At 62.1% G+C, this 12,296-nt stretch carries 6 protein-coding genes; all 6 read left to right on the top strand.

All coding sequences use genetic code 11. The features are described 5' to 3' along the window. Positions 1 to 41: 41 nt before the first annotated feature. The 6 genes from rplL to fusA all read left to right on the top strand — a co-directional run bounded on the left by rplL (position 42) and on the right by fusA (position 12,270). Entirely contained in the window at positions 42 to 410 is a 369-nt protein-coding gene (gene rplL, locus B0E51_RS12440; protein WP_077445208.1) for a 50S ribosomal protein L7/L12, read from the top strand. Positions 411 to 645: 235 nt separating this feature from the next. Further along, the gene (gene rpoB / locus B0E51_RS12435) at positions 646 to 4,809 is read left to right on the top strand and encodes a DNA-directed RNA polymerase subunit beta (RefSeq protein WP_174570665.1); all 4,164 of its coding nucleotides are present in this window, start codon (positions 646 to 648) and stop codon (positions 4,807 to 4,809) included. A 26-nt stretch (positions 4,810 to 4,835) separates the two neighbouring features. Continuing rightward, positions 4,836 to 9,050: a DNA-directed RNA polymerase subunit beta' gene (gene rpoC / locus B0E51_RS12430; protein ID WP_077445207.1), complete on the top strand. Its 4,215-nt coding sequence runs from the start codon at positions 4,836 to 4,838 to the stop codon at positions 9,048 to 9,050. Positions 9,051 to 9,227: 177 nt separating this feature from the next. Next, entirely contained in the window at positions 9,228 to 9,602 is a 375-nt protein-coding gene (gene rpsL / locus B0E51_RS12425; protein WP_056386848.1) for a 30S ribosomal protein S12, read from the top strand. A 12-nt stretch (positions 9,603 to 9,614) separates the two neighbouring features. Then, on the top strand, positions 9,615 to 10,082 hold the full coding sequence (gene rpsG / locus B0E51_RS12420) for a 30S ribosomal protein S7 (RefSeq protein WP_072757771.1): 468 nt from the start codon (positions 9,615 to 9,617) through the stop codon (positions 10,080 to 10,082). A gap of 70 nt (positions 10,083 to 10,152) precedes the next feature. Next, complete coding sequence (gene fusA / locus B0E51_RS12415) at positions 10,153 to 12,270, top strand: elongation factor G (protein ID WP_077445206.1); 2,118 nt, start codon at positions 10,153 to 10,155, stop codon at positions 12,268 to 12,270. Positions 12,271 to 12,296: the final 26 nt, after the last annotated feature.

Below are 12,296 nucleotides of genomic sequence, written 5' to 3'. Positions count from 1 at the left end.
GACGTCTATCTAAACCGAATCCATTTCCAGAGGTAAATCAAATGTCCCTGTCCAACGAACAAATCGTTGAAGCCGTAGCCGCCAAGTCACTGATGGAAGTGATGGACCTGGTCAAGGCCATCGAAGAGAAGTTTGGCGTGTCCGCCGCCGCCCCGGTCGCCGCGGCTGGTCCGGCTGCTGCTGCCCCGGTTGCCGAAGCGCAGACCGAATTCGACGTCGTGCTGAAGAGCGCCGGCGACAAGAAGGTTGAAGTGATCAAGGCTGTCCGCGCGATCACCGGCCTGGGCCTGAAGGAAGCCAAGGACCTCACCGAGGCCGGTGGCGTCGTGAAGGAAGCCGCATCGAAGGAAGACGCCGAGAAGTTCAAGAAGGACCTCGAAGCTGCCGGCGCCACGGTCGAACTGAAGTAATCGGCGCCCTTGCGCGTCGTCAGTTTGATCTAGCGTCAAGCAAGCCTGGGGGCGTGAGCTCCCGGGCTTTGCCTGCTTAGGCGCGAAAGAGTTGAACGCGGAGGGGAATGGAGAATAGGGATTCGCCGGTCGATTCCACATTCTCGATTCCCAGATCCACGGATTTGTGAACACCTGATTTTTCATTCAGCCGGTGTGTGCACCACCGGCGTCACTGCGAACCGAGGCGCTACCGATCATGGCCTACTCGTTTACCGAGAAGAAACGCATCCGCAAGGATTTTGGCAAGCGTCCGCCCGTACTGGGCGTGCCGAACCTGCTGACCATCCAGACTGATTCCTACCGGGAGTTTCTACAGGAGCATGTCGCGCCCAAACAGCGCGGCGAGAAGGGTTTGCATGCTGCGCTGAAGTCGGTATTCCCGATCACCAGCTATTCGGGCAATGCCGCACTGGAATATGTCGACTATCGCCTCGGCGAGCCGGCGTTCGACGAGCGTGAATGCCGCAACCGCGGCATGACCTACGGTGCGCCGCTGCGCACCACCGTGCGCCTGGTCATTTATGACAAGGACAGCCCGGCCTCGAAGAAGGTGGTCAAGTACATCAAGGAGCAGGAGGTCTACATGGGCGAGATTCCGCTCATGACCGACACCGGCACCTTCATCATCAACGGCACCGAGCGTGTGATCGTCTCGCAGCTGCATCGTTCGCCGGGCGTGTTCTTCGACCACGACCGCGGCAAGACGCACAGCTCGGGCAAGCTGCTGTTCTCGGCGCGCGTGATTCCTTACCGCGGTTCGTGGCTGGACTTCGAGTTCGACCCGAAGGATGCGCTGTTCACCCGTATCGATCGTCGCCGCAAGTTGCCGGTGACCGTGCTGCTGCGTGCGCTCGGCTACAACAACCAGGAGATGCTGGGCATCTTCTTCGAGCACAACGTGTTCCACCTCGGCAAGAAGGGTGGCACCACGCTGGAGCTGGTTGCCGAGCGTCTGCGCGGCGAAACGCTGAGCTTCGATCTGGCAGTGGGCGGCAAGGTGCTGGTGGAAGCCGGCAAGCGCATCACCGCGCGCCACGTGCGCCAGCTGGCAGCCGAGGACATCACCGCGCTTGAAGTGCCGGACGACTATCCGGTCGGCCGCATCCTGGCCGCCGATATCGTCGACAGCAAGACCGGTGAACTGCTGGCTTCGGCGAATGACGAGATCACCGCCGAGCAGCTGGAGAACTTCCGCAAGGCTGGTATCGAGACCGTGCCGACGCTGTACGTCAACGATCTCGATCGTGGTGCCTACATCTCGCACACCCTGCGCATCGACAACACCAAGACGCCGCTGGAGGCGCTGGTGGAAATCTATCGCATGATGCGTCCGGGCGAGCCGCCGACCAAGGATGCCGCGCAGAACCTGTTCTTCAATCTGTTCTTCACCTTCGACCGCTACGACCTGTCGGCCGTGGGTCGCATGAAGTTCAACCGCCGTGTCGGCCGCAAGGAAATCCTTGGCCCGGGCGTGCTGTATGACCACAAGTACTTCAGCGAGCGCAAGGAAGAAGAGTCGCAGCGGCTGGTCAAGGAGCAGGGCGAGACGTCCGACATCCTCGACGTGCTGAAGGTGCTGATCGACATCAAGAACGGTCATGGCACCGTCGATGACATCGATCACCTCGGCAACCGTCGTGTGCGTTCGGTCGGCGAGATGGCCGAGAACACCTTCCGCATCGGTCTGGTGCGCGTCGAGCGTGCGGTGCGCGAGCGCCTGTCGCTGGCCGAGGCCGATGGCCTGACCCCGCAGGATCTGATCAACGCCAAGCCGGTCGCGGCTGCGGTGAAGGAGTTCTTTGGCTCCTCGCAGCTGTCCCAGTTCATGGATCAGAACAATCCGCTGTCGGAAGTGACGCACAAGCGCCGCGTCTCCGCGCTCGGGCCGGGCGGCCTGACCCGCGAACGCGCCGGCTTCGAAGTGCGTGACGTGCATCCGACCCATTACGGCCGCGTCTGCACCATCGAAACGCCGGAAGGCCCGAACATCGGCCTGATCAACTCGCTGGCCGTGTATGCACGCACCAACGCCTACGGCTTCCTGGAGACGCCGTACCGCAAGGTGGCGCACGGCAAGGTCACCGACAAGGTTGATTATCTGTCGGCGATCGAGGAAGGCGACCACGTGATCGCGCAGGCGAACTCGCCGCTGGACAAGCATGGCGGTTTCATCGAGGACTTCGTGTCCTGCCGCTTCCGTGGCGAATCCGAACTGCGCCCGTCCAGCGAAGTCGACTACATGGACGTTTCGCCGATGCAGACCGTGTCGGTTGCGGCGGCGCTGGTGCCGTTCCTCGAGCACGACGATGCGAACCGCGCCCTGATGGGCGCGAACATGCAGCGTCAGGCCGTGCCGACCCTGCGTTCGCAGACCCCGCTGGTGGGTACCGGCATCGAGCGCGCGGTGGCGCGTGACTCCGGCGTCATCGTTTCCGCCAAGCGCGGTGGCGTGATCGACCAGGTCGATGCGGCACGTATCGTGGTGCGTGTGAACGAGGAAGAGGTCGGCGACAACGACGCCGGCGTCGACATCTACACGCTGACCAAGTACACCCGCTCCAACCAGAACACCAACCTCAACCAGCGTCCGCTGGTGAACGTCGGTGACGTGGTGGCGAAGGGCGACACGCTGGCCGACGGTTCGTCGACCGATCTGGGCGAGCTCGCGCTCGGCCAGAACATGCTGATCGCGTTCATGCCGTGGAACGGTTACAACTTCGAAGACTCGATCCTGCTGTCCGAGCGTGTCGTGCAGGAAGACCGCTACACCTCGATCCACATCGAGGAGCTGTCCTGCATCGCGCGTGACACCAAGCTGGGTGCCGAGGAAATCACCGCCGACATCCCGAACGTGGGCGAGCAGGCGCTCGCACGCCTGGACGAGTCGGGCATCGTCTACATCGGTGCCGAGGTGAAGGCTGGCGACATCATGGTCGGCAAGGTCACGCCGAAGGGCGAGAGCCAGCTGACCCCGGAAGAGAAGCTGCTGCGTGCGATCTTCGGCGAGAAGGCGTCCGACGTTAAGGACAGCTCGCTGCGTGTGCCGCCGGGCATGGACGGCACCGTCATCGACGTGCAGGTGTTCACCCGCGACGGCATCGAGAAGGACAAGCGCGCCAAGCAGATCGAGGAAACCGAGGTCAAGCGGGTCCGCAAGGATCTGGATGACCAGTTCCGTATCCTCGAAGGCGCGATCTACAGCCGCATGCGCACCCAGTTGCTCGGCAAGTCCGCGATGAGCGGTCCGGGTGGCCTGAAGCGTGGCACGGAAATCACCGACGCCTATCTGGACGGCCTGAAGAAGGACGACTGGTTCAAGATCAACGTCAAGGACGAGGAAGTCACCGAGTTCCTCGAGCGTGCGGCCGATCAGGTCAAACGCCACAAGGAGGAATTCGACAAGCGCTTCAAGGAGAAGCAGGGCAAGATCACCCAGGGCGACGATCTGGCACCGGGCGTGCTGAAGATGGTCAAGGTGTTCCTGGCCGTGAAGCGCCGCATCCAGCCGGGCGACAAGATGGCCGGCCGTCACGGCAACAAGGGCGTGGTCTCCAACGTGGTGCCGGTCGAGGACATGCCGTACTCCGCTGACGGCGTGCCGGTCGACATCGTGCTGAACCCGCTGGGCGTGCCGTCGCGCATGAACATCGGACAGATTCTGGAAGTCCATCTGGGCTGGGCCGCGAAGGGCCTGGGCAAGAAGATCCAGAAGATGCTCGAGGCACAGGAGAAGGTCGCCAAGATCCGCGAGTTCCTCGACCAGATCTACAACACCCATGTGGCCGGTGCCGTGCAGCACGTCGATCTCAAGTCGCTCACCGACAAGGAGATCTTCACGCTCGCCACCAATCTGCAGGAAGGCGTGCCGATGGCGACGCCGGTGTTCGATGGTGCCGAGGAAACCGAGATCAAGGCGATGCTGAAGCTGGCCGATCTGCCCGAGTCGGGTCAGACCACGCTGTTCGACGGTCGCACCGGCGAAGCGTTCGATCGCCCGGTCACCGTGGGCTACATGCATTACCTCAAGCTCAACCATCTGGTCGACGACAAGATGCATGCGCGCTCCACCGGTCCGTACTCGCTGGTCACCCAGCAGCCGTTGGGCGGCAAGGCGCAGTTCGGCGGTCAGCGCTTTGGCGAGATGGAAGTGTGGGCGCTGGAAGCCTACGGCGCGGCCTACACCCTGCAGGAAATGCTGACGGTGAAGTCCGATGACGTGCTGGGCCGCAACCAGATGTACAAGAACATCGTCGACGGTAACCACGAGATGTCGGCTGGCATGCCGGAATCCTTCAACGTGCTGGTGAAGGAAATCCGCTCGCTTGCCATCAACATCGACCTGGAAGAGATCAAGTGACCCGCGCAGTCACAGGAGCCTAAGCAATGAAAGACCTGCTCAACCTGTTCAATCAGCAGCGCGCGACGCCGGATTTCGACGCGATCAAGATCGCGCTGGCCTCGCCGGAGCTGATCCGTTCGTGGTCGTACGGCGAAGTGAAGAAGCCGGAGACCATCAACTACCGCACCTTCAAGCCGGAGCGTGACGGCCTGTTCTGCGCCGCGATCTTCGGACCGGTGAAGGACTACGAGTGCCTGTGCGGCAAGTACAAGCGCATGAAGCATCGTGGCGTGGTCTGCGAGAAGTGCGGCACGGAAGTGACGCTGGCCAAGGTGCGCCGTGAGCGCATGGGCCACATCGAGCTGGCCAGCCCGACCGCGCACATCTGGTTCCTCAAGTCGTTGCCCTCGCGCATCGGCCTGATGCTGGACATGACGCTGCGTGACATCGAGCGCATCCTGTACTTCGAAGCCTTCGTGGTGATCGATCCGGGCATGACCGCGCTCGAGCGTGGTCAGCTGCTCAGCGAAGACCAGTACCTCGAAGCCACTGAAGAACATGGCGACGAGTTCGACGCCCGCATGGGTGCCGAGGCTGTCTATGAACTGCTGAAGTCGCTCGACCTGCCGGGCGAAGTGATCCGCCTGAAGGAAGAGATCACTTCCACCAATTCCGAGACCAAGCTCAAGCGCCTCACCAAGCGCGTCAAGCTGATCGAGGCGTTCCTGGAATCCGGCAACAAGCCGGAGTGGATGGTGCTGACCGTTCTGCCCGTGCTGCCGCCGGACCTGCGTCCGCTGGTACCGCTGGACGGTGGCCGTTTCGCCACCTCCGATCTGAACGATCTGTACCGTCGCGTGATCAACCGCAACAACCGTCTGAAGCGTCTGCTCGAGCTCAATGCGCCCGACATCATCGTGCGCAACGAGAAGCGCATGCTGCAGGAATCGGTCGATGCGCTGCTCGACAACGGCCGTCGCGGTCGTGCCATCACCGGCACGAACAAGCGTGCGCTGAAGTCGCTCGCCGACATGATCAAGGGCAAGCAGGGCCGTTTCCGCCAGAACCTGCTTGGCAAGCGCGTGGATTACTCCGGTCGTTCGGTGATCGTGGTCGGTCCGACCCTGCGCCTGCACCAGTGCGGTCTGCCCAAGAAGATGGCGCTTGAGCTGTTCAAGCCGTTCATCTTCGCCAAGCTGCAGGCGCGTGGCGAAGCCACCACCATCAAGGCGGCGAAGAAGCTGGTCGAGCGCGAAGAGGCCCAGGTGTGGGACATCCTCGAAGAGGTGATCCGCGAGCATCCGGTGCTGCTGAATCGTGCGCCGACCCTGCATCGTCTGGGTATCCAGGCGTTCGAGCCGAAGCTGATCGAGGGCAAGGCGATCCAGCTGCATCCGCTGGTCTGTACGGCATTCAACGCCGACTTCGACGGCGATCAGATGGCCGTCCATGTGCCGCTGTCGATCGAGGCGCAGCTGGAAGCGCGCACGCTGATGATGTCGTCCAACAACATCCTCAGCCCCGCCAACGGCGAGCCGATCATCGTGCCGACCCAGGACGTGGTGCTGGGTCTGTATTACATGACCCGCGAGCTGATCAACGTCAAGGGCACCGGCATGGTGTTCTCCGGCATCGCCGAAGTTCGCCGTGCCTACGACAACCGTGCGGTCGAACTGCACGCCCAGGTCAAGGTGCGTCTGAAACTCGTGCACATTGCCGAGGACGGCACCCGTACGCACGAAACCAAGATCGTCGACACCACCGTGGGTCGTGCGCTGCTGGCGGAAATCCTGCCGGAAGGCCTGCCGTTCGAGCTGGCCAACACCGAGCTGACCAAGAAGAACATCTCGCGCCTGATCAACTCCAGCTACCGTTTGCTGGGTTTGAAAGAGACTGTGGTGTTCGCCGACAAGCTGATGTACACCGGCTTCCGTTTTGCGACGCGTGCCGGTATCTCGATCGGCATCGATGACATGCTGATCCCGGCCGAGAAGAAGCCGATCCTTGAAGAGTCCGAAAAGGAAGTCGTCGAGATCCAGCAGCAGTACCAGTCGGGTCTGGTCACCGCCGGCGAACGCTACAACAAGGTGGTCGACATCTGGTCGCGTACCAGCGAACTGGTGGCGAAAGCCATGATCGACGGCATCGGCACCGAGAAGGTGATGAATGCCGACGGCAAGATGGTCAGCCAGAAGTCGATGAACTCGCTGTACATCATGGCCGACTCCGGCGCCCGTGGCTCGGTGGCGCAGATTCGTCAGCTGGCCGGCATGCGTGGCCTGATGGCGCGTCCGGACGGCTCGATCATCGAGACTCCGATCAAGGCCAACTTCCGTGAAGGCCTGAACGTGCTGCAGTACTTCAACTCCACCCACGGTGCTCGTAAGGGCCTGGCGGATACGGCGTTGAAGACGGCGAACTCGGGTTACCTGACCCGCCGCCTGGTCGACGTGGCGCAGGACGTGGTGATTACCATGGACAACTGCGGCACCGAGGAAGGCGTGATCATGCAGCCGATCGTCGAAGGCGGCGATGTGGTCGAGCCGCTGCGCGAGCGCGTGCTGGGCCGCGTGGTGGTCGAGGACGTCTACGCCCCCGGCGACGACGATCAGCCGATCGTTACCCGCGACACGTTGCTCAATGAGGCACTGGTCGAGAAGCTCGACAAGGCCGGCGTGCAGATCCTCAAGGTCCGTTCGCCGATCACCTGCGTCGCCGAACACGGCGTGTGCAAGCTCTGCTACGGCCGCGATCTGGCCCGTGGCCATCTGGTCAACATGGGCGAGGCCGTGGGTGTGGTCGCCGCGCAGTCGATCGGTGAGCCGGGTACCCAGCTGACCATGCGTACGTTCCACATCGGTGGTGCGGCTTCGCGTGCGGCGGCGGTGGACAACGTGACGGTGAAGACCACCGGCTCGCTGAAGTTCAACAACCTGAAGTCGGTACAGCACAAGCAGGGCCACCTGGTTGCCGTGTCGCGTTCGGGCGAAGTCAGCGTGATCGATACCAACGGTCGCGAGCGCGAGCGCTACAAGGTGCCGTACGGCGCCAACATCTCGGTCAAGGACGGTGCGCCGGTCAAGCCGGGCCAGACCGTCGCCAGCTGGGATCCGCATACTCATCCGATCGTCACCGAAGTGGCCGGTGTGGTGCGTTTCATCGACTTCCTCGACGGCGTCACCGTGCAGAGCCAGACCGATGACCTGACCGGCCTGGAGTCGGCGGTGGTCACCGATCCGAAGCGTCGCGGCACGCAGGCGAAGGATCTGCGCCCGATCGTGCGCCTGGAAGACAGCAAGGGCCGCGAGCTCAAGTTGCCGGGTACCGACATTGCCGCGCAGTACTTCCTGCCGGCTGGTGCGATCGTGTCGATCCAGAACGGTGCCGAAGTGGGCGTGGGCGACGTGGTCGCGCGTATTCCTCAGGAAACCTCGAAGACCCGCGACATCACCGGTGGTCTGCCGCGCGTGGCCGATCTGTTCGAGGCGCGCAAGCCGAAGGAACCGGCGATCCTCGCCGAGCGCTCCGGCATCATCAGCTTCGGCAAGGACACCAAGGGCAAGCAGCGCCTGATCATCAAGGACGTCGACGGCAACGAGCACGAAGAGCTGATTCCGAAGTGGCGTCAGGTCATCGTGTTCGAGGGCGAGCATGTGGAGAAGGGCGAAACCGTCGTCGACGGCGAGCCGAGTCCGCACGACATCCTGCGCCTGCTGGGTGTGGAGCCGCTGGCTTCGTACCTGGTCAAGGAAATCCAGGACGTGTATCGCCTGCAGGGCGTGAAGATCAACGACAAGCACATCGAGGCAATCATTCGCCAGATGCTGCGCAAGGTCGAGATCGTCGAGCCGGGTGACAGCCATTACCTGCGTGGCGAGCAGATCGAGCGCGTGCGGATCAACCGTGAAAACGACCGTGCGATCGCCAAGGGTGAGCGTCCGACCGAATACCAGTCGATCCTGCTCGGCATCACCAAGGCGTCGCTGGCCACCGAGTCGTTCATCTCGGCAGCCTCGTTCCAGGAAACCACCCGCGTCCTTACCGAGGCGGCAGTTCGTGGCACACGTGATGGCTTGCGTGGTTTGAAGGAAAATGTTATTGTCGGCCGTCTTATTCCGGCAGGCACGGGCCTGGCGTACCACGCATCGCGTCGTCGTCAGGGTGGTTTGACCGCCTCGGAGCTGGAGACTCTCTCCGGCACCGCGTCCGCAGCCTCGTTTGCCGAGGCGTCGGCCGGTAGTGATAACGGTGTCGAGTAAACCCGTCCAGGGTTTTACTCGCTGACATACGAAATGAGGTGCATGGATGCACCTCGTGTTCGGGCCCAGGACGGCAGAGCGTCAGCTTGCCTATGGCAGGCTGCTCATGTTAAATTCCCGCTTCTTGGCAGACCGAGCTTGATCGGGCTGCCTTTATGTTTTCAGGAACAGCTTCGCATGACGACAGTCAACCAATTGGTGCGCAAATCCCGCAGCCCCAAGACCTACAAGAGTGGGTCGCCGGCCTTGCAGAGCAGCCCGCAGCGTCGCGGCGTCTGCACGCGCGTTTACACGACCACCCCGAAAAAGCCGAACTCGGCCTTGCGCAAGGTTGCCAAAGTGCGCCTGACCAACGGTTTCGAGATCATCAGCTACATCGGTGGTGAAGGTCACAATCTGCAGGAGCACTCGGTGGTGCTGATCCGCGGCGGTCGCGTCAAGGATCTGCCCGGTGTGCGTTATCACACAGTGCGCGGCAGCCTCGATTGCGCTGGTGTCACCAAGCGTCGTCAATCGCGCTCGAAGTACGGCGCCAAGCGCCCGAAGAAGTAAAGGACTCGAAACATGTCGCGTAAAGGTTCACATCCCGCCCGTCTGATTCTGCCGGATCCCAAGCATGGCAGTCAGCTGATTGCCCGCTTCATCAACATGGTGATGAAGAGCGGCAAGAAGTCCGTCGCCGAGAGCATTGTCTACGGTGCGTTGCAGCATATTGGCGAAAAGAATGCCGAGCCGGTGGCTCTGGTCGAGAAGGCGCTCAACAACATCGCTCCGGCGGTCGAAGTGAAGTCGCGTCGTGTCGGTGGCGCCACCTATCAGGTGCCGGTTGAAGTGCGTCCGGGTCGCCGCATGGCACTGGCGATGCGCTGGGTCATCGATGCTGCGCGCAAGCGTGGCGAAACGTCGATGCCGCGCAAGCTGGCTGCCGAGCTGCTCGAAGCTTCGGAAAGCCGCGGCGGTGCCGCCAAGAAGCGTGAAGAGACGCATCGCATGGCCGAGGCCAACAAGGCCTTCTCGCATTACCGCTGGTAAGCATCGTCCGCGCGGATGAGCCGGATTACCGCTCGTCCGCCGCGTACTAGAAACTCACGAGGTTATTCACGTGGCACGCACCACTCCCATCGAGCGCTACCGCAACTTCGGCATCATGGCCCACATCGATGCCGGCAAGACCACCACCACGGAGCGCATCCTGTTCTACACCGGCGTCAGTCACAAGATTGGCGAGGTGCACGACGGTGCGGCCACGATGGACTGGATGGAGCAGGAGCAGGAGCGTGGCATCACCATCACGTCGGCGGCAACGACGGCGTTCTGGAAGGGCATGGATGGCTCGCTGGAACAGCACCGCTTCAACATCATCGACACCCCCGGACACGTTGACTTCACGATCGAAGTCGAGCGTTCGCTGCGCGTGCTCGATGGCGCGGTGTTCGTGCTGTGCGCGGTCGGTGGTGTGCAGCCGCAGTCCGAGACGGTGTGGCGCCAGGCCAACAAGTACAAGGTGCCGCGTCTTGCGTTCGTCAACAAGATGGACCGCACCGGCGCCAACTTCGACAAGGTCGTCGCCCAGCTGAAGGCGCGCCTCGGCGCGCATCCGGTGCCGATGCAGGTGCCGATCGGTGCCGAAGACGGTTTCGAGGGCGTGGTCGACCTGCTCAAGATGAAAGCGGTCATCTGGGACATGGAATCCCAGGGCATGAAGTTCGAATACCGGGAGATTCCGGCCAATCTAGCTGATCAGGCTGCCAAGGCGCACAGCTACATGGTGGAGTCGGCTGCCGAAGCCACCGAAGAGTTGATGACCAAGTATCTCGAAGAGGGTGACCTCAGCGAGAGCGAGATCGTTGCCGGTCTTCGTCTGCGCACGCTCGCCAACGAAATCATTCCGGTCTACTGCGGTACCGCGTTCAAGAACAAGGGCGTCCAGGCGATGCTCGACGCGGTAGTGCAGTTGCTGCCGTCGCCGTCCGACCGTCCGCCGGTTGCCGGCATCGACGAAGACGACAACGAAGCTACGCGCAAGGCTGACGATGCGGCGCCGTTCTCCGCGCTTGCGTTCAAGATCATGACCGATCCGTTCGTCGGTTCACTGACGTTCTTCCGTGTCTATTCGGGCACGCTGAACTCCGGCGACGCCGTGTACAACCCGGTCAAGAGCAAGAAGGAGCGCATCGGGCGCATCCTGCAGATGCATGCGAACGAGCGTCAGGAACTGAAGGAAGTCCGTGCGGGCGATATCGCCGCAGCGGTCGGCCTGAAGGACGTGACGACCGGTGACACGCTGTGCGCGCAGGATCACATCATCACTCTGGAGCGCATGACGTTCCCGGAGCCGGTGATCTCGATGGCGGTTGAGCCGAAGACCAAGTCGGACCAGGAAAAGATGGGTGTCGCCCTCGGCCGTCTGGCTGCGGAAGATCCGTCGTTCCGGGTACGCACGGACGAAGAATCGGGCCAGACGATCATCTCGGGCATGGGTGAGTTGCACCTGGATATCCTGGTGGACCGCATGCGCCGCGAGTTCAATGTCGAGGCCAATGTCGGCAAGCCGCAGGTGGCTTACCGCGAGACGATCCGCTCGTCGGACGTCAAGTCGGATTACAAGCACGCCAAGCAGTCCGGTGGTAAGGGTCAGTACGGTCACGTCGTGATCGAGCTGTCGCCGATGACCGAGGCCGATCGTGCCGATCCGAACGTGAAGAATGACTTCCTGTTCATCAACGACATCACCGGTGGCGTGATCCCGAAGGAATTCATTCCGTCGGTCGAAAAGGGTCTGCGCGAGACCATCACCAGCGGTCCGCTGGCCGGCTTCCCGGTCGTGGGCGTCAAGGTGAAGCTCGTGTTCGGTTCCTACCACGACGTCGACTCGTCCGAAATGGCGTTCAAGCTCGCCGCATCGATGGCGTTCAAGCAGGGCTTCGCGAAGGCGTCGCCGGTGCTGCTTGAGCCGATCATGAAGATCGAAGTGGTGACGCCGGAAGAGTACGTCGGTGACGTCATGGGCGACATGAGCCGTCGTCGTGGTCTGCTCCAGGGCCAGGACGATACGCCGTCGGGCAAGACCATCGATGCGATGGTTCCGCTCGGTGAAATGTTTGGTTACGCGACGACGATTCGTTCGCTGACCCAAGGTCGCGCCACGTTCACGATGGAATTCGATCATTACGCCGAAGCGCCGAACAACATCGCCGAGCAGGTCATGAAGAAGGCCTGATAAGGCCGACTTCTTCAATAAATATC

Source organism: Rhodanobacter sp. C05, assembly GCF_002001165.1.
Taxonomy (GTDB): domain Bacteria; phylum Pseudomonadota; class Gammaproteobacteria; order Xanthomonadales; family Rhodanobacteraceae; genus Rhodanobacter.
This window is presented reverse-complemented; position numbering and strand designations above follow the sequence as displayed.

What these genes read in the sequence shown, in the direction of transcription:
- rplL (WP_077445208.1), top strand. Translation starts at nt 42, where the DNA reads ATGTCCCTGTCCAACGAACAAATCGTTGAAGCCGTAGCCGCCAAGTCA.
- rpoC (WP_077445207.1), top strand. Translation starts at nt 4,836, where the DNA reads ATGAAAGACCTGCTCAACCTGTTCAATCAGCAGCGCGCGACGCCGGAT.
- rpsL (WP_056386848.1), top strand. Translation starts at nt 9,228, where the DNA reads ATGACGACAGTCAACCAATTGGTGCGCAAATCCCGCAGCCCCAAGACC.
- rpsG (WP_072757771.1), top strand. Translation starts at nt 9,615, where the DNA reads ATGTCGCGTAAAGGTTCACATCCCGCCCGTCTGATTCTGCCGGATCCC.